Genomic DNA, 18,311 nt, shown 5'->3' with positions numbered 1-18,311 from the left:
TCAGTAGCGCACAGTGCCGCCCGCGTAGACATTGAGATTGGGCGCGTATTTATTGAGGCCGAAATTCGCGCCCGCGTCGAGCTGCACATTCGCCGCCAGCAGATAGGCGAGGCCGACGTCGAACGTGTAGACCGGCGGCGCGGCCCGGTCGGTTCCCACGGCCGAATAAAGCTCGATCGCCGCGCTCAAATCCTTGCTGATGAACGGCAAGGGATGGCCGAGGTTCACGAGATTGACGAAACTCGTGAAATAGCCGGGCGCCTCCGTCCGCTTCAGGGCGTCGATCTCGGTCTGCACGGCGAGGGTGAAATCCGAGGGCAGGTTGAATTGCGCGGGGACGGCCAAGGCTGCTTCGGTCGCCCCGTTGCCCAGCCCGCGCGCGGCGGTGGGCAGCTTGACATAGGGGACGAGCGCCAGCGCGAAATCGCCGCCTTCATTGCCGACCAGATTGAGCTTGGCTTTGAGCACCAGGTCGCCGAAGCCGTAGGCGCGGTCGCTCAAGGCGCCGGCGCGCCGGTCGCGCGCCTCAAACGTCTGATAGCCGTTTGGCGAAATCTCGAAATCGAGCGAGCTGGTCAGGCCGAGCTTGTAGACCGCGTCCGTGATCTGAAACCCCTGCGCGCGCAGGTCGCCCATATTGGTGTGGGCATAATTGACGAGATCGCCGTCGATCTGGACATGGCCGGCGTCGACCGTAAAAGGGTTCAGGATTTTTGTTGGCATTTCCGGCGTGAACGGACGCATGGCGTCGGGCGGCGTCGGATTGAACAAAGTGTAGCCGCTCTTGTCGGGCGCGGGGGCCGCGTCCTCGGCGCGCCCGGGCTGCGCCGTCAGGCCGAGGATGAGAGCGGAAAGCAGAATTCTCTTCATGGCGATGTCACCCTTGGCGGCGAAAGCGGCGCCCCAGCGGGATTGCGACGCCAAGGGCGGCGCAGGCCTCTGCTGCGCCGCCTACTCCCCTCAGACGGCGGCCGGAACCGCGTCGTCGAAGACCAGCTCCTCTTCGTCGCCGTTGCTCGCGCGCGTCTTGCGCGCTTCGGCCTTGGCGATGGCGGCGTCGAAACCTTCCTCGGCGCCGTCTTCAAAACCGCGGCGGAACACATTGTTCTGCGGCAGTAGTTCGACGAGGAAGACGCCGGTGAAGACGACGCCATAGGCGAGACCGTAGGCGAGGCGATAGGCGCCGGTGTTGGCGGCGCCGCCGACCTTGTGGGCCGCCGTCTTCGCCGTGGCGCCGACCTGGGTCGCCGCATTGCGCACCGTTCCTGCGGCGCCGTGAAGAGCGTCGCTCAGCGCCGACTTGCTCTCGCCGGCCAAGGTTTCTGCGGCGACCGTTTCGGCGGGTGCCTCGGCGTGAACGGCCGGGTCGTGAGCGGCCTCGGCGGCTTCATCGTGATGTTCGGATTTCTTGTGCGAACCCATGGTCTTCTCCTGATCTGCGGTTCCGGGACTGTGGAACCTTTTCTCCCCGATTCCGTCGGATCGCCCGGTCACTTTCCCTGGGAGACCGAGTTTTCTTCAAAAATCTGGTCGAGCGGCGCCGCCTTGAGCCGACGCAGGCGGAACAGCCAGACCGCGCCGACGGTCATGTAGGCGACGAACACCCACACCAGAATGTTGTTGGGGAAGGCCGGCGGCGGGAACAGCTCGCTGCCGGGAAGGCCCACCGCGCCGAGAAAGGGGATGATCATGAAGCCGGCGGCGAGTTCGCCGAGCACGATCGCGCGGCGGGTGAGCTTGCCCTGCTTGCGCAGATAGGCGGGCGCCGCCAGCGAAACCAGCACATAGGTCGAGAGGAAACCGAAGGCGCAGAGCGTGCCGAAATAGCCCTGGGCCTCGAATTCGCCGACGCCGAACTGGGTGGGGGCGAAGGCGACGACAAAGGTCGCCAGCGTGACGAAGCCGATGGCCAGCCAAGGCGTGCGATTGGTCTTGTGGACGGCGCCGAGCCAGCGCGGCGCGACGCCGTTGCGCGCCATGGCGAAGACGATGCGCGCCGTGGCGTTGATCGAGGCCAGCGTGCAGGAGAAGAAGCTGAGCAGGATTCCGATGGTGATGAACACGCCCAGCCAGCCCACGCCGAGCACGTTGGACAGCAACAGCAGCGGCGCTTCAGACTTGGCGAGGTCGTCGGGCAGACCGCGGAAGCCGAGGATGACCACATAGGCCATGAAGATGAAAATGGCGCCCGAAATGATCACGCTCTGCACCACCGATCTCGGGATGGCGCGCAGGGGGTCGCGCGCCTCCTCGCCCAGCGCTGTCGAACTCTCGAAACCGGAAAAGGCGAACACCACCAGCGCCACGCCCGCCATCACGCCGCCTGGCGAGGCCCCTTGAAGCGTCAACTGATCGGAGTCGAGCGCGAAGCCGTGGGCGCGCCAGATCACGATCCCCAAGGCGAGGACGGCGGCGACGGCCGCGCCTTCGAAGGCGAGCATGGACTTGGCCGACATTTTCACATCGCGGCAGGCGACAGCGCCGGCCAGCGCCGTGGTGACCAGGAAGATCAGCCACGAAGGCGGCGCCAGGCCGACCGAGCCGAACAGGCCCTTGGAGGTCGCGACGAAACCGCACAGCGTCGACATGCCGGTAAACAGATAGCCGAACAGCAGCGCCCAGCCGCCGAGCACGCCGGCGGTGGGGCCGAGGCCCTGGACGATGTAGCTGTAGAGCGATCCCGCCGACGCGGACCTGCGCGCGAACAGGTTGATGTTGACGCTGACCAGCACCAGCCCGATCATGCCGATCAGGAAGCTCAGCCAGGTTCCGTTTCCCGAAGACGCGTAAATCAGGCCGAGAACGGCGGCAGGCACCGTCGAGGGCGCGATGACCGAGACCGACTGCGCCAGGACTTCGATATAGCTGAGGCATTGCGCCTTGAGCCCCGACGTTGCGCCAGGGATGACGTGCGCGCTCTGCTCGGTGGGAAGCGTCATGAGCAAAATTCCTGTCGTATTCGCGAGCCACTCTCCATCGGGACGCGACACCCCTTTCACGCCGGCCGCGGAGGCAGGAATGTCAGGTCTTTCCAGCAAATTCATAGTGTTGGGGATTATAGTTATGGTCACGGTGCGCACGTGTCAATTTAATGACATGGCCGAATTCACATAGACTCATTCAAGCATCCACGACACATTTTGTCAGTGAATTCATTCACTTGATAAATCTTCACTCAGCGCGGAGTGCGAAAATAATTGGCATTATAGATATTCATTTCAACTAGAAGGAATTTCTGTTCCCGGAACCATGAAAATAAAGATGGAATTACCGGATTGTCTCGATGCAAGCCAGAGCCAGCCCTTGCCGGTTCAAACCGGCCTCAGGGCCACGACTCGCTGCGACGAAACCGCAACGGCGGCGGCGCGCCCGATTTCCGCGTCATGGATGATGTTGAGCGGCAGAGACGTCGTCGACTTGATCTTCTGCAATTCGAACCGTGAGGTTACGCTGCGCAGCGGCACGACGGCCGTCAGACGCTTGTAAAACGCATCGTAGGCGGAAATGTCAGTGGTGACGACCTTGAGCGCATAATCGACGTCGCCCGCGAGACGACTGAATTCGACCACTTCCGGCATGGCGGAAACCACGCGCACGAAACTTTCAAGCTTGTCGGCGGAGTGGTCCCCGGCCTGGATCGAAATGTGCACCGTGAGGCCGAGACCGACGAGGGGCGCAGCGACCAGCGCCACGCGCTTTTGCAGGATTCCGAGCGTCTCCATCTTCTGGATGCGCTTCCAGCAGGGCGTCGGGGAAAGCGCGACCCTGGCGGAAATGTCGGCCACCGTGACCGTGGCGTCTTCCTGGAGAATTTTCAAAATTTGCAGGTCGATGCGATCCATCGCACTTCTCCCGTGAATGGCAAGATTAGTTTATTTAGAATATGTTTTTAATAGACTGTCAATCGCGAGAGCGATTTTCTCGCGGCCTTGGAGCGCGCCGGGTCAGGCGACGTGGGCGTCGCTCATGCGAGGGCCTGGTCCAGATCGGCGATGAGATCCTCGACGGTTTCGAGGCCAACCGAAAGGCGGATCACGTCCGGTCCGGCGCCTGCGGCGAGGCGCTGCGCGTCCGTCAATTGCCGGTGCGTGGTGCTGGCGGGATGCAGGATCAGACTGCGGGTGTCGCCGATATTGGCGAGATGCGAGAACAGGTTTACGCGCTCGACCAGCGCAATCCCCGCCTCATAACCGCCCTTGGCGCCGAAGGTGAAAACCGCGCCCGACCCCTTCGGCAGATACTTCCGCGACAACTGGTGAAATGGGCTTGTGGGCAGGCCCGCGTAAGACACCCAGGCGACCTTGGGGTGGCTCGCCAGGAATTCAGCGACCGCGCGCGCGTTGGCGACATGGCGCTCCATGCGCAGCGGCAGGGTCTCGATGCCGTTCAGGGTGAGAAAGGCGTTCATCGGCGCCAGCGCCGGGCCGAAATCGCGCAGGGCGACGGCGCGGGCCTTGGTGGTGAAGCCGAAGTCTCCAAACGTCTCGTAAAAATTCAGGCCATGGTACGCCGGCTCCGGCCCGGCCATGGACGGGAATTTTCCGGATTTCGCCCAGTCGAACTTTCCCGATTCCACCACCACGCCGCCGAGCGCATTGCCGTGCCCGCCCAAAAATTTGGTCGTGGAATGGCAGACGATGTCGGCGCCCCAATCAAAGGGGCGGCACAGGAACGGGGTGGCCAAGGTGTTGTCGACCACCAGCGGGATGCCGGCCTCGTGCGCGATCTTCGCCACCGCCTCCAGATCGACGACGATGCCGCCGGGATTGGCGAGGCTTTCAACAAAAATCGCCTTGGTGCGCTCGGTGAGCGCCTTGCGGAAATTTTCGGGATCGGTGGGGTCGACGAAGGCGCAGGTCCAGCCGAGCTTTCGAAAACTCAGGCCGAATTGGATGAGCGAGCCGCCGTAGAGATTGCGCGAGGCGATGAATGCGTCGCCGGGCTCCAGCAGGGTGAAGAAGGTGAGGAATTGCGCGGCGTGGCCGCTGGCCGCGGCGACCGCGGCGCGGCCGCCTTCGAGGCTGGCGACGCGCTCCTCCAGCACGGCGACGGTCGGATTGGACAGGCGCGAATACACATGCCCGAAACTGTGCATGTTGAACAGCGACGCCGCCTGGTCCGCATCCTCGAACACATAGGACGCCGTCTGGTAGATCGGCGTAATGCGCGCGCCCGTGGTCGGATCGGGCGCGGCGCCGGCGTGGATCGAGCGGGTCTCGAAGCCGAAGGCGCGATCCGGTTTGGTCTGCTCTCGCGCGGGCTTGACCGGGGGTTTGGGCGGCTCGCGGCGCTTGGCGGAAATGATGCCGGAATCGACGCCCGACCAGGACAGTTCGCCGCCGAAACGGCCGAACTCGATTTTCGGGCAGCGGTCCATGATCACCGTGAGGCCGGCGTCCCGCGCCTTGGCGGCGGCGGCGTCGTGGCGCACGCCCAGTTGCATCCAAACCACCTTGGCGCCGATTTTGATGGCGTCATCGACAATCGGCGGCGCGGCTTCGGAGCGGCGAAACACCTGCACCATGTCGACGGGTTCGGGAACGTCGAGAAGGCTGGCGCGCACCGTTTCGCCGAGCAGGGTCTGGCCCGCCGCGCCGGGATTGACGGGGATGACCCTATAACCCTTGCCCTGCATATATTTCATCACGAAATAGGCGGGCCGGTTCCAGTTGGCGCTCGCGCCCACGAGGGCGATGGTGTTGACGGAACGCAGGACGCGCGCGATCAGCGCGTCGGGATAATGCAGGTCGCTCATGTCCCCGTCCAAACAGGCGGACGCTTGTCGAGAAAGGCGCCGATGCCTTCGCGCGCGTCCTGCGCCTTCAGATTGTCCGCCATGACCTCGCGCGTATAGGCGTAGGCCTCGGCAAGCGGCAGTTCCGCTTGTCGATAGAACGCCTTTTTGCCGATGGCGAGGGTCAGCGGCGATTTCGACGCGATTTTGCGCGCGAAAGCGAGCGTGTGCGATTCCAGGTCCGCCGCCGGAACGATTTCGTTGATCAGGCCGAAACGCAGCGCCGTTTCCGCGTCGATCAGGTCGCCGGAGAGCAGCATCTGCATCGCCTGCTTTTTCGAGACATTGCGCGACAGCGCCACCATGGGCGTTGAACAGAACAGGCCGATGTTTACGCCCGGCGTGGCGAAGCGCGCGTCCTCAGCGGCGAAGGCGAGGTCCGCGCTGGCGACGAGCTGCGCGCCGGCCGCCGTGGCGACGCCATGCACGCGGGCGATCACCGGTTTTGACAGATTGACGATCGCCTGCATCACCTCGGCGCAGAGTTCGAAGAGCTCGTCCACATAGGCGGGGTCATAATTTTTGCCGCGCAGCTCCTTGAGGTCGTGTCCCGCGCAAAAAGCCGGGCCGGCGCCGGCGATGATGACGACGCGGGCGCTCGCATCCGCTTCGAGTTCGAACAACGTGTCGCGCAAAACCTGCAAAAGGCCGAGCGACAGGCCGTTGCGCGCCTGCGGCCGGTTCAGGGTCAGCGTGACCACGCCGGCGTCGTCGGCACGCAGCAGCAAGGGAGCCTCGTTCATGGCTGTCTCCAGTGTCGAATCACTATCTGGGGGGATTATTTTTTCCGCAAGGCGCCGGTCTCATCGACTTTTCGCAAATTGGCGAGTTCGGTCTCGCTCGGCGCGGCGATCTCGCGCGCGTCGGGGGCGACGCGCAGCGCCCAGCCGGTGTTGGCCTTGATCTCCTCGACGCTCGAAAACGGGAACCAGCCGTCGAGCACGAATTCGTTCGTGTCCGGCTCCGGCCGCAAGATGCCGAGCGTGGTGATGATCGCAGAGGGCCCGCCCCCGACGAAGCCTTGTTTCGCGCGGGAAAGACCGCCGTCGAGATAGCCGGGCGAACTGATGTAGGTCGCCTTTTCGGCAAACCGTTTCGGCTCGTGCGTCACCATGACAATGAAACGCTTGGCGCCGCAGGCGATGTCATTCGCGCCGCCCGCGCCGGGCAATCGCGTTTTCGGCGCGCGATAGTGCGGCCCGATCTCACCGTCCCAGACGCCGGTCGTGTTGACGTTGCCGAACTTGTCCACTTGCGCCGCGCCGATCACGCCGACATCGCAGCGCCCGGACGCGACCAGAAAGCCGAGGGCATCGAGGGCGGAGGTGAAACTGGTGGCGTTGACGGCGAGGCGGTTGCACTCGATCCCCCAGGGCAGGCCGCCGACCGGCGTCGCGCCGTAGACCCCGCCTTCGGTCATGCTGCGCAGATTGGGCGCATGGTTCGCTTGGGCGAAGAAGCCGGCGAGCATCGACAGGCCGACGCCAAAGATCGCCAGTTCGCCGTCGCGGATTTCGCGCCCCGTGGCGATGGCCATCATTTCCTGACGGGTGTAGTCGAGGGCCGCGCTCATGCCGCCAAATCCCTCGCGGTCAGGCTGGCAACATCCTGGGGCGTGAGAATCCATCGGCGGTAGGGATCGAGCAGAAAGCTGGAATTGCTCGCCGATAAGGTTTTGATTTTGTCGCGGCCGATCATGTCGAGGTAGCTCTCGATGTCGGAATAGTTTTGCACGAAATCGCGGATGTAGTCCGCCGTTCCCTGTTCGCTGGCCAGCGCCTTGTTCATGAAGAACATGTGCTCCTCGTCCATGTCGTAGACGCCCGGCGAGGAATGCGGCCAGGCGCCGAAGGGCCAGTAAACCACCGCATCGACGATGATGTCGGGAATTCGGACCAGGTTCGGGAACTGGCGTATGCAGGCGGGATCGACGATGGCGTCGGCGATCAGCACGACCTTTTTCGCCGCCCTCGACAGTTCATATCGGCTCCACTCCGTGCCGATCAGGATGGCGTTGCCATTCGCGTCGGCGAGCGTGACGTGGATCGCCGCGACATCGGGTTTGAGCGGGCAGAACGCGCCGATGGTCTTGCCGCTGAACGGATCGATCACCGCAGGGATTTTGGAGCGCGCCGGATAGTCGTCGGGCGAAAAGGCGCTGCGGTCCTGCAAGTCGGAGCCGATATTGACGGTTGCAGGAACGAAGGGCCAGTTCAGCGCGCCGCCGAGCAGGCGCAGGGTCATGGCGAGATTCGAAAAATCCTCCAGCGCCAGCCGGCCGCTTTCGACCGCGCGGCGCAGGCCGTTGGCGAAGCCGACGACTTCCAGCGCTGCAAAACCGCATTCGGCCTTGGTCGCGGCGCCCGCCGCCGCCAGCAGGTTGAGCTGCTGGCCGGAGCAATGAAAAATGGCGTGCAAGTCCTTGCGCTTCTGGCGCAGGAGTTCGCGGCCGAAGATGATGGCGTCCGAACCGATCGGCAATGCGGCGCCGCTGGCGTATTGCATGCCATCCCAGCTGAAGCGGCGCACCGCTTCAGCCAGGGAAATCAACTTGTTTGACATTTCGAAATCTCACCAGGAGGCGTCGAGGCCGAGCAGACCCAAAATTTCGCGGCGGCGCGCGACGAGGTCGGGATCGTCGCGATGGCGCGGATAGGGCTTGTCGATGGCGATGTCGGCCTTGATCGAGGCCGGGCGCTCGCTGAACACGATCACACGCGTCGCCATGAGAAGCGCCTCCTCGATGTCGTGAGTGACCAGCAAGACGGTAAAACCGGCGCGCCGCCACAGGTTCACGATCTCGCCCTGCATCGACAGCCGCGTCAGCGAATCCAGCTTGCCGAGCGGTTCGTCGAGGATGAGCAGGTCGGGATCGTTGACGAGCGCGCGCGCCAGCGCCACGCGCTGCGCCATGCCGCCCGACAATTGATGCGGAAAGGCTTTCGCAAAATCCTCCAGGCCGACCAGAAGAAGGGTTTCTTCGACGCGCGCGCCGCGCAATTTCAACAGGCCCTGCGCCTCCAGCCCGAGCGCGACATTGTCGCGCACGTTGCGCCACGGGAACAGGGTGGGGTCCTGGAAGACGACCACGCGCGACGGATCGGGGCCGGCGATGGGTTCGCCATTAGCCGTGATCCCGCCTTGCGTCGGAGGTTCGAGCCCCGCGACCAGGCGCAGCAGCGTCGATTTTCCGCAGCCGGAGGGACCGAGCAGCGCGACGAACTCGCCGCGTTGCGCCGTAAAATTGACGCGGTCGAGCACCGGCAGCGGCGCGCCTTCGAGATCGAAGCGATGGCTGACGTCCTTGACGGCGATTTCGACGCCAGGAACCGTGGAAATATCATGGGCGAGACTCACCACTGCACCTCCGCCTTCTGCCAGGACAACAACCGGTCGCGCAGCCGGAACAGCAGCGTGATCAGGCCGGAGCACATCAGCGACATCACCAGCAGCGCCGCATACATGTTGGCATAGGAGGCCCAGCCCTGCGCCCATTGCAGGTAGAAGCCGAGGCCCGCCTTAACGCCCATCATTTCGGCGGTGACCAGCACCGCGAAGGAGGCGCCGAGCCCCATGAACAGGCCGACAAACACATGCGGCAGCGCCGCGGGAATCGCGACCTTGAAGATCAGGAAGGCGCGGCTGGCGCCGAGCGTGCGCGCCACGTCGTAATAGGCGGCATTGACGCTGGCGACGCCCGACCAGGTCAGCACGGCGACCGGGAAGCCGGTGGTCAGGCCAATCAGGAAGATCGACGCCGAAAAACTCGAGGGAAAGGCGAAAAAGGCGATGGGCAGCCAGGCGATCGACGGCATCGGACCGATCAGCCGCATTACCGGATGCACCCAATAGCCGAAGGCGCGCGACCAGCCGAGCGACACGCCCACGACGAAGCCAGCGAGCGCGCCGGCGACGAAGCCGAGCAGCTCCAGCCTGATCGAGGCGACCACGCTCTCCCAGAGTTTTGGCCAGTCGTCGGCGAACACTTCGACCAGCGCGTGCGGCGGCGGAAAAAACGGCTGCGGCAGCAGCGCGAATTTGGCGGTGGTCGCCTGCCACAGGGTGAAGAACAGCCCGAGCGCCAGCAGCCAGGGGGTGTAGCGGCGCAGTCTTTCCGCGCCGCGCGGGAAAAAGCCGCCGAGCAGGCCGGCGAAGACCAGCGCGCCGCCGAAGCCGCCAGCGGCCAAGGCCAATTCCGGTCCCCGCCCCCATTCGCCGACGTCAGGCCAATTCTCCGTGACGAAGGCGAAAAAGAGCCAGGCCGCCCCGGCCGCAATCGCCAGCGCGGCGCGCGCGAGCGTCTCCCTTGACGGCAGGGCGGGCGCGCCACCGGAGGACGCGGCCTCGATCGAAACCAGCGACATGAAACCTCCTCAGCTCAGCACGTCGGCATAAATGCGTTCGGCGAATTTTTTGGGATCGGTGGAGGGCTTGAAGATCGAGACAAGCTTCAGTTCTTCGGCGTAGAGCGCCAACTCCTTCTTCAGGTCGCCGCCAACCGGGTGATGCGCGTGCGTGTGGTATTTGGAGAGCGTGACGAGATCGGCCGGCGCCACCTTGCCCGGTCCATAGGGCGCGTAGGTCGCGGCGGCCTCCTCGGGATGATGCGCGGCGTAATCGGCCGCCTCGATCAGCGCGCGCGCGAGCGCCGTCGCCGTCGGCTTGTCGTCTCGGATCAGGCTGCCGCGCACGCCGACGATGCAGCAGACGCGGTGCGCATATTCGCCGTCGAGATTTGAAGACACCTCGCGGAAGGCGCCGTCCTTCTGGAACAGGAAGGTTATGGGGTCATTGTCGGCCAGCGCATGGGCCTCGCCCTTTTCCACGGACACGCGCAGCAGCGGGCCGGGGAATTGCTTGAACTCGACGTCCTTTTCGGGATCGAGGCCGGCCTTTTTCAGGCGGATCGCGAAGAAATTCTTTCCCGGCGAGTTCTGGTCGCTGACGGCGATAACCTTGCCTTTGAGGTCCTTGAGGCTCTTGATGTCGGATGCGGTGGGCGCGAGCAGGCGCAGGCAGCCTCCGTGCGTGCTGGCGATGATCTTCACGTCAAACCCCTGCTCCATCGGCTTGAGCCAGCGCAGAGCCATGCCGCCGGCGGCGTCGGCCTTGCCGGTCGCCAGGGTTTCGAGCAACTGGTCGGTCGAGCCGGAATAATTGACCAGATCGACGTCGAGCCCATGCTTGGCGAAAAACCCTTTTTCCTTCGCGACGGTGACGCCGAGCAGGCAGGGCGCGCCCGCGTTCCAGGCGAAGGAGATTTTCTTCAGCGCGCCGGCGGCGGCCGCGGCGCCATCGGCGGCGCCGGTCGTGCAGATCGGCGCGCCCTCGAACGGCGCGGGAAGAATTTTGGGAGTCGCGAAGACTTTTTGGCTGACCATAGCCAGAGGGACGGTCGCCCCCACTGTCGCGGCGCCCACCAGAAAAGCGCGGCGCGATCCGAAACTGTCGTTGGTGCTCATGTGTGGCCCTGTTCCTTTCACGGCGGCTTCTAGCGCGAGCCGAAGCGCATGAACTGAACACAGACTATAGTCTATTATTTTTATAGACAAGATATTTTTATTAGCACACCAGGCGACGCGTCAGGCTGGAGTCATTAAACTATATTTTATATCAATGGCTTAATAAAGACATGCGTGAGGATCATTTCTACGCCGCGCCCGACGCGGACGCCTTATTCCGCCTTGCGCAGCGCGACCCGCCGGCAAGCACAGGCGCGCACCGCCACATCCTTCAGGAGGAAGCTCCTCATGGCCGCGCCCCCCGGCATGAGAGAGGGCCCGAACGGCTGGGGTCCGTTCGGGCCCTTCCGGGCGGTTTCCTAAATCCGGAAACCGCCCGGATGCCTGACGCCGGAAGGATGGCGTCAAACTCAATGGCGATCTTGCGCTGACCTCTTCTTGCGGCGCAGTTTCTCGGCGGCGCGTTGCGCCTCCTGCGGCGTTCGAAACGTCTGTCCGTTGAGCAGACGAAAAGCGTCCGCCGCGGCGTGAAAGAGAAATCCGCGTTCTTCGCGCGTGACGATGCCGGCGGCCAATTCGCCGCATTCGATGACATAGGCGTGGGACATGATGCGCCCGTGAGTAGGAGATTGACGGTCGCGCGACAGGGGTCGCGCAGGAGGCGGAGACGTGCTCGACGAAACGCCGGGCCGACATCGAAGCGAAGCGATCATGGTGACCTTCAGTGCTTGCTGGCGCGCTGAAACATATTAAAAAAGTAGGATGATAAGCCATTGATGGTCAATGGATCGTCCTTCCAAAGCTTTGAAGGTCCGGACGCGGCCCGTTCATCCTGGCAGGCGCAGAAGAGATTATTTTTCTTCGCGCCGGGCGACAGCCATGCCCAGGCGTGATCGGCTTTGCGGCTTGACCCCGCTGACAAAACGCTTATTCCATAAGGTTTCTTGGATTTGGAGTTGCCTCGTGAACGCCAAACATGTCGAAGGGCCGCCGGTTACGGAACAGGATTTGACCCTGGTGATCGCCGCCCGAATGCGCGCGCGCCTGCGACAGGAAAACGGCGCCCTGCAAAAACTCGCTGATTTCGCTGGCGTCGACATCGAACGGCTCGAAAGCATCGTCAACGGCCAGCGCGCGCCGAGCATCGACGTCCTGTGGAAAATCGCCAATGCGCTCGACGTGCCTTTCGGCAGCTTGATCGCCGCCAACCGGCGCGGCGGCGCGGCCGTGATCCGCAACTGCGACGCCAACGTCCTTGTCTCCAGCGGCGGCGCGTTTCGATCCCGCGCCCTGACGGCGTTTGGCGAAACGCCGCGCGTGGAAATCTACGAACTGACCGTGGCCGCCGGCCATTGCGAGCAATCGCAGGCGCACGCGCCGGGCACGTCGGAAAACATCCTGGTGGTGAAAGGCGAACTCGAAATCGTCACCGGTCGCGAGCCCGCCTATCGGCTTGGACCCGGCGACGCCATTCATTTCGACGCCGACGTGCCGCACGCCTATCGCGCCCTGGGCGCGGAGGACGTGGTCGCGCATCTGGTGCTGGCCTATGGCCCGCGCAACTGAGGACGGCGCCTCGGCAGACCGAACGGAAACAGCATGCTGTCCAACAAGGCGAAATACGGACTGAAGGCGATGATCCATCTCGCCGGAAGCGACGGGATCGTTCTCGCGGCCAATATCGCGCAAGACAACAACATCCCACGAAAATTTCTCGACGCCATCCTGCTGGAGCTGACCAAGGCGGGCTTGCTGACCAGCAAGAAGGGCAAGGGCGGCGGCTACCAGCTGGCGCGCCCGGCCGACGCCATCACCGCCGGCCAGATCATCCGCATCCTCGACGGACCGCTGGCGCCGATCGCTTGCGCGAGCCGCACCGCCTACCGGCCCTGCACCGATTGCGGCGACGTCGAAGCCTGCGCGATCCGCGACGTCATGCTCGATGTCCGCGACGCCATGGCGCTGATCCTGGACCGGACGTCCATCGCCACCATGCGCGCGCGCGGCCGTCATCGGCAGTATCTGCCGCAATAGGCCGCGACTTTCATCGCCGGCGGCGGGGGAATGCGAGCGCCTCAGGCCTATTTAGTCTATTAAATTTGTAGAATTAGTGTATATCTAGCAACCGCGCCGTTCGTTTGCGAAGGCGTCGCGACGAGGTCTGGCCGCTCTGGTCGCGCGCTTTCGCTTCCACGCCCAACAGGATTTATCATGAGCAAAGATTCCCGCCCAGCCGTACTCGGACTGATCGGCAATACACCATTGATCGAAGCCACCCGCCTCGATACGGGGCCGTGCAAGCTGTTCCTGAAGCTGGAGTCGCAAAATCCCGGCGGTTCGATCAAGGATCGCATCGGATTATGGATGGTCGAGGCGGCGGAGCGCGACGGCCTGCTCAAACCGGGCGCGACCATCGTCGAGGCGACGGCGGGCAACACCGGCTTGGGGCTGGCGCTGATCGCCCGCGCCAAGGGCTATCGTCTCGTCCTGGTCGTGCCGGACAAGATGGCCGCCGAAAAAGTGTTGCAGCTGAAGGCGCTGGGCGCCGTCGTGCATGTGGTCCGCTCGGACGTCGGCAAGGGCCACCCCGATTATTACCAGGATTTCGCCGAGCGAATCGCCGCCGAGACCGGCGCCTTCTACGTCAATCAGTTCAGCAATCCCGCCAACCCCGCCGCGCACGAGCAATCGACCGGCCCGGAGATTTTTGGCCAGATGGGCCACGACGTCGACGCCATTGTGTGTGGCGTCGGCTCCGGCGGCACCCTCACCGGCCTGACCCGTTTTTTCCGTCGCGCCAGCCCGAAAACCGAATTCGTGCTGGCCGATCCGAAGGGGTCGATCCTTGCCGACTATGTGCGGACGGGAAAGATCGGGGTCGCCGGCTCCTGGATGGTGGAGGGCATCGGCGAGGATTTCGTGCCGCCCATCGCCGATCTCAGCGGCGTCAAGACAGCCTATGAAATTCCCGACTCCGAGAGCTTTGCCGCCGCGCGCGAGCTCTTGCGCGCCGAAGGGGTTCATGGCGGCTCCTCCACCGGCACATTGCTCGCCGCCGCCCTGCGCTATTGCCGCGAGCAGACCGCGCCGAAGCGTGTGGTCACGCTGGTGTGCGACACCGGCACGCGGTACCTCTCGAAAGTTTACAACGATAACTGGATGGTCGAGCAGGGCCTGCTGCCGCGAAAAATCTTCGGCGACCTGCGCGACCTGATCGCCCGGCGTTTCGACGACGGCGGCGTCGTCTGCGTCACGCCATCCGATCCGCTGCAAACCGCCTTCGTGCGCATGCGCTATGCGGAGGTCTCGCAGCTGCCGGTGATTGATCAGGGCCGGATTGTCGGACTTCTCGACGAGTCCGACATTCTGTCGCGCGTGCGCGCCAACCCCGGCAATTTCGCCACGCGCGCCGCGGAGGCGATGACGGGCGATCTCGAAATCCTGCCGCCCCACGCCGGCATCGGCGCCTTGCAAGATGTGCTGGACCGCGACCTCGTCGCCATCGTCGCCGAGAACGACATCTTCTACGGGCTGATCACCCGCTTCGACCTGCTCAACCATCTGCGCCGGAAGGCGGCCTGACCATGAACATGAATTCCAGGATCAAGCAGGGCTTTGGAACGCGCGCGATTCACGCGGGACAGTCGCCCGACCCTTCCACCGGCGCGATCATGCCGCCGATTTACGCCAACTCCACCTTTGCGCAGCAAAGTCCGGGCGTCCACAAGGGGCTGGACTACGGCCGATCGCACAATCCCACCCGCTGGGCGCTGGAGCGCTGCCTCGCCGATCTGGAGGGCGGCGCCAAGGGATTCGCCTTCGCCTCGGGGCTGGCGGCGATCGCTGCGGTGCTGGAGCTGTTGCAGCCGGGCGACCATCTGATCGCCGGCGACGATCTCTATGGCGGAACCTATCGCCTGCTGGAGCGCGTGCGCGCGCGCAGCGCCGGCCTGACCGTGAGCTATGTCGATCTGACCTCCCCCGACGTTTTGCGCGCGGCGCTGCGGCCTGAAACGCGCATGGTGCTGGCGGAAACGCCGACCAATCCGCTGCTGCGTCTCGTCGATCTCGCGGCCGTCGCCGAAATCTGCCGGGAAAACGGGGTCATCGCCGTCGCCGACAACACGTTTGCGACCCCTTGGGCGCAAAGACCGTTGGAGCTTGGCTTTGACATCGTCGTCCACTCCACCACCAAATACCTGAATGGCCATTCGGACGTGATCGGCGGCGCGGCCATCGTCGGCCACAATGCCGATCTCGCGGAGCGTGTTGGTTTCCTGCAAAACGCCGTCGGAGCCATCGCCGGGCCGTTCGACGCCTTCCTCACATTGCGTGGCGTGAAGACGCTCGACGTGCGCATGCGTCGGCACTGCGACAACGCTCTTGCCGTGGCGTCCTGGCTGGAGCGCCATTCAAAAGTGCGGCGCGTGATCTATCCGGGTCTAGCCTCACATCCTCAGCACGAACTCGCCACCCGGCAGATGCGCGGCGGCGGCGGAATGATTTCGGTCGAACTCGCCACCGATCTCGCGGGCGCCCGTCGCTTCCTCGAGTCCTGCCGCCTGTTCACGCTCGCCGAGAGCCTCGGCGGCGTCGAGAGCCTGATCGAGCATCCCGCTCTGATGACCCACGCGTCGATCCCCCCGGAGCGGCGCGCCAAGGCGGGGATCAGCGATTCCCTGGCGCGGCTTTCGGTCGGCATTGAAGACGCGAACGATCTCGTCGCCGATCTCGACGCGGCGCTGGCGCGCATCGAATGATACGCGGAAATCCTCCAGGCGAAGGGCGGATGTCCACGCGAGGGGAATAGGATTTCCGAACGGATCGTTCGGAAACCGTATGAGACCCACGATCTTGAGCCGGCGCGGCGTCGCCCGATCGCCGGCTTTCTCTTATGAAAACAGGGGCCCTGGCGCCCGATTGATTTAGATCATTTTATTGATAGATTTAGTATACTAATAGTGCTTCTGGCCGTCTCGCGATGATGCGCGGCGCGCGCAAAACAGGACGCTCCGCCGCTCATGATCGGCTCCCCGCCTTTCGCCAGCGCATCCCAATGCGCGGACTGCCCCTCCGACTGTCTGGAGGCTTGCTTCAATAACGCCATCGCGCCGGCGCCCGAGGGCGGCGTTCGAATACAGGCCGACGATTGCGCGGGATGCGGCGCCTGCATCCCCGCCTGCGCGTTCGGTCTTATCCGCTTGCAGTCCGGCGTCGCGCAGATCGTTCCGCCCAATCATCGGCCCCAGACGCCTCAAAACCGCGCGCCCGAGCGCGTTCGGCCGCCCTCGTCCCCCACAGTGGAGTGAATTCATGCCCGCCGAAGAACAGAAGAGACTGTACGAGCAACTTGCGACCGCCGTTTTCGAACTGGACGAGCAGCTGGCCAAACTGCTGGCGCAGGAAGTCCTCGACCGTGGCTACGACGCCTGGCAGGCCGTCGAGCGCGGCCTGCTGGAGGGCGTCAACCGCGCCGGAAAGCTGTTCGATGAGGAGGAATATTTTGTCCCCGAACTGCTGATCGCCGCCGACGCCATGTATGCCGGCCTCGCCATCCTGCGCCCGCACATCAAGACGCATCACACCGGCTTCAACCGCCGCGTCGTCATTGGCGTCGTCCAGGGCGACACCCACGACATCGGCAAGAATCTGGTGCGCATCATGCTGGAGGTCGCCGGGTTCGAGGTCCACGACCTCGGCCGCGACGTGCCGCCGCAGAAATTCGTCGACACCGCCATTGCGGTGAAGGCCGACCTGATCGCCCTCTCCACCCTGATGACCACCACCATGGAGCGCATGGGCGAAGTGGTTTCGATTCTCGAAGCGGAAAAGGTGCGCAACCGCTTCAAGGTGATCGTCGGCGGCTCCCCGCTGTCTCAGCAATTTTCAGATCGCATCGGCGCCGACGGCTACGCCCCCAAGGCCGCGCAGGCGGTGGAATTGGCCAAACGTCTCGTCGGATTGAGCAACGCCGCATGACCATTTCCATTCGCACCCAAACCCGCGAGGAACTCACGCCGCTTGAGCGCGTGGTGCTCGCCTTGCAGTACAAGAAGCCGGATCGGGTCCCCGCCGCGCCGCTGGTCTGCGGCGCCTCATGCCGGGTGCTGGGCTATTCCTACGACCGCTGGTCGCAAGACCCGAAGGTCGCGGTCGCCAGCCTGCTGGCGGCGCAGGAGCTGATCGAATTCGACGGATTTTTGACGCTGGTCGATCTCTCCGTCGAGGCCGAGGATTTTGGCCAGGAGGTGATCTTTCCCGAACGCAGCACGGCGGCGCCCAATTTCGACAATCCCTTCATCAAGACGGCCGACGATTATTCAAAGGTCAAGGCCGTCGATCCGCGCAAATCGCGGCGCATGTCCACGGTGATCGAGATCGTGCGCGGGCTGGTCGAAGCGCGCGGCGACCGCGTGCCGACCATGGGGTTTGTCTATGGCCCGCTCGGCGTGCTCTCGCAGATTCGCGGCCATGCCGAACTTTTTAAAGACATCATCCGGCATCCCGACCGCGTGCTGGAGGCGGTGCACACCATCAACAACGTGCTCGTCGAATACGCCAAGGCCCAGATCGAGGCCGGCGCGCACGCCATCGTGCTCGATCCGCTCTATTCCTCGGCCAGCATTTTGAAGAAATCGACCTGGGTGAAATTCGAGGCCGAAATTTTCAAGTCGGTGGCCGACGCCATCCGCGACGCCGGCGTGCCCGTGATCGTGCACAATTGCGGCGGCGGCGTCTATTTCGACGCGGTGCTGGAGCACATCAACCCCATCGCCATCTCCCACGCCTATCCCGCGCATGGCGCGGCCAATTGGGAGGAGCACGCCGCCAACTGGGCGAAAAAAGTGGTCAGCATCGGCGTCGCCGATCCGGCGAAAGTCGGTCATGAGTTCTCGCAGGCGCAAGTGCTGGAAGACTGCCGCCAGCAGATCGAGACGTTTGGCATCGCCGAAGGCGGCTTCATTCTCTCCAGCGGCTGCGAATTCCCGCCCAACGGCAATCTTCTGTCCGCCCGCACCATGGTGCAGGCGGCGCGTCTCTACGGCCGGTATTGA

At 64.1% G+C, this 18,311-nt stretch carries 18 protein-coding genes and 2 pseudogenes; 7 read left to right on the top strand and 13 right to left on the bottom strand.

Features of this window, described 5'->3' with window-relative positions; genetic code table 11:
* From GJ654_RS15705 to GJ654_RS15650, 13 genes and pseudogenes are all read right to left on the bottom strand, one after another.
* A complete protein-coding gene (locus GJ654_RS15705; protein WP_155447120.1) occupies positions 1-870 on the bottom strand; it encodes a transporter in 870 nt (289 codons plus the stop codon).
* Between the two features lie 90 nt (positions 871-960).
* A complete protein-coding gene (locus GJ654_RS20850) occupies positions 961-1,422 on the bottom strand; it encodes a hypothetical protein (protein ID WP_196305580.1) in 462 nt (153 codons plus the stop codon).
* Between the two features lie 68 nt (positions 1,423-1,490).
* A complete protein-coding gene (locus GJ654_RS15695) occupies positions 1,491-2,939 on the bottom strand; it encodes an APC family permease (protein ID WP_155447119.1) in 1,449 nt (482 codons plus the stop codon).
* Between the two features lie 372 nt (positions 2,940-3,311).
* Positions 3,312-3,842 carry an Lrp/AsnC family transcriptional regulator gene (locus tag GJ654_RS15690; RefSeq protein ID WP_155447118.1) on the bottom strand — a complete coding sequence of 177 codons (531 nt, stop codon included), beginning with the start codon at positions 3,840-3,842 and terminating at the stop codon, positions 3,312-3,314.
* A 122-nt stretch (positions 3,843-3,964) separates the two neighbouring features.
* Positions 3,965-5,236: pseudogene (locus GJ654_RS15685) on the bottom strand (O-acetylhomoserine aminocarboxypropyltransferase); the annotation flags it as partial.
* Between the two features lie 129 nt (positions 5,237-5,365).
* Positions 5,366-5,755, bottom strand: a pseudogene (locus GJ654_RS21510) (CoA-binding protein); the annotation flags it as partial.
* Positions 5,752-6,537, bottom strand: a complete 786-nt coding sequence (locus GJ654_RS15680) for an enoyl-CoA hydratase (RefSeq protein ID WP_155447116.1) — start codon at positions 6,535-6,537, stop codon at positions 5,752-5,754. The gene GJ654_RS15680 and the pseudogene GJ654_RS21510, both read right to left, overlap by 4 nt.
* A 35-nt stretch (positions 6,538-6,572) precedes the next feature.
* Positions 6,573-7,367 carry a CoA-transferase subunit beta gene (locus GJ654_RS15675; RefSeq protein WP_155447115.1) on the bottom strand — a complete coding sequence of 265 codons (795 nt, stop codon included), beginning with the start codon at positions 7,365-7,367 and terminating at the stop codon, positions 6,573-6,575.
* Positions 7,364-8,356 carry a CoA transferase subunit A gene (locus GJ654_RS15670; RefSeq protein ID WP_155447114.1) on the bottom strand — a complete coding sequence of 331 codons (993 nt, stop codon included), beginning with the start codon at positions 8,354-8,356 and terminating at the stop codon, positions 7,364-7,366. Before GJ654_RS15670 ends, GJ654_RS15675 begins: the two co-directional genes overlap by 4 nt.
* Before the next feature lie 9 nt (positions 8,357-8,365).
* Positions 8,366-9,151: an ABC transporter ATP-binding protein gene (locus tag GJ654_RS15665; RefSeq protein ID WP_425540397.1), complete on the bottom strand. Its 786-nt coding sequence runs from the start codon at positions 9,149-9,151 to the stop codon at positions 8,366-8,368.
* The gene (locus GJ654_RS15660) at positions 9,148-10,158 is read right to left on the bottom strand and encodes an ABC transporter permease (protein WP_155447113.1); all 1,011 of its coding nucleotides are present in this window, start codon (positions 10,156-10,158) and stop codon (positions 9,148-9,150) included. The genes GJ654_RS15665 and GJ654_RS15660 overlap by 4 nt, the downstream gene beginning before the upstream one ends.
* A gap of 9 nt (positions 10,159-10,167) precedes the next feature.
* Positions 10,168-11,256, bottom strand: coding sequence for an ABC transporter substrate-binding protein (locus tag GJ654_RS15655; protein ID WP_155447112.1), 1,089 nt, complete (start codon positions 11,254-11,256; stop codon positions 10,168-10,170).
* A 410-nt stretch (positions 11,257-11,666) separates the two neighbouring features.
* Entirely contained in the window at positions 11,667-11,864 is a 198-nt protein-coding gene (locus GJ654_RS15650; protein ID WP_155447111.1) for a hypothetical protein, read from the bottom strand.
* A gap of 355 nt (positions 11,865-12,219) precedes the next feature.
* Here GJ654_RS15650 and GJ654_RS15645 point away from each other — a divergent pair, with 355 nt between their 5' ends.
* The 7 genes from GJ654_RS15645 (at position 12,220) to GJ654_RS15620 (ending at position 18,311) form a co-directional block, all read left to right on the top strand.
* Entirely contained in the window at positions 12,220-12,822 is a 603-nt protein-coding gene (locus GJ654_RS15645; RefSeq protein WP_196305579.1) for a helix-turn-helix domain-containing protein, read from the top strand.
* 33 nt (positions 12,823-12,855) lie between these two features.
* The gene (locus GJ654_RS15640) at positions 12,856-13,290 is read left to right on the top strand and encodes an RrF2 family transcriptional regulator (protein WP_155447109.1); all 435 of its coding nucleotides are present in this window, start codon (positions 12,856-12,858) and stop codon (positions 13,288-13,290) included.
* Between the two features lie 177 nt (positions 13,291-13,467).
* A complete protein-coding gene (locus tag GJ654_RS15635) occupies positions 13,468-14,838 on the top strand; it encodes a pyridoxal-phosphate dependent enzyme (protein WP_155447108.1) in 1,371 nt (456 codons plus the stop codon).
* A 2-nt stretch (positions 14,839-14,840) separates the two neighbouring features.
* Positions 14,841-16,016, top strand: coding sequence for a trans-sulfuration enzyme family protein (locus GJ654_RS15630; RefSeq protein ID WP_155447107.1), 1,176 nt, complete (start codon positions 14,841-14,843; stop codon positions 16,014-16,016).
* A gap of 261 nt (positions 16,017-16,277) precedes the next feature.
* Positions 16,278-16,565 (top strand): 4Fe-4S dicluster domain-containing protein, encoded by a 288-nt coding sequence (locus GJ654_RS21695; protein ID WP_425540396.1) that lies wholly within the window; start codon positions 16,278-16,280, stop codon positions 16,563-16,565.
* Positions 16,566-16,569: 4 nt separating this feature from the next.
* Positions 16,570-17,235 carry a corrinoid protein gene (locus GJ654_RS15625; protein WP_155447106.1) on the top strand — a complete coding sequence of 222 codons (666 nt, stop codon included), beginning with the start codon at positions 16,570-16,572 and terminating at the stop codon, positions 17,233-17,235.
* Entirely contained in the window at positions 17,232-18,311 is a 1,080-nt protein-coding gene (locus GJ654_RS15620; RefSeq protein ID WP_155447105.1) for a uroporphyrinogen decarboxylase family protein, read from the top strand. Before GJ654_RS15625 ends, GJ654_RS15620 begins: the two co-directional genes overlap by 4 nt.

Origin of the sequence: Rhodoblastus acidophilus (assembly GCF_009720655.1) — a bacterium.
Lineage (GTDB): Bacteria > Pseudomonadota > Alphaproteobacteria > Rhizobiales > Beijerinckiaceae > Rhodoblastus > Rhodoblastus acidophilus_A.
The sequence above is the reverse complement of the archived record's forward strand: the minus strand, read 5'-3'. Positions and strand labels throughout refer to the sequence as shown.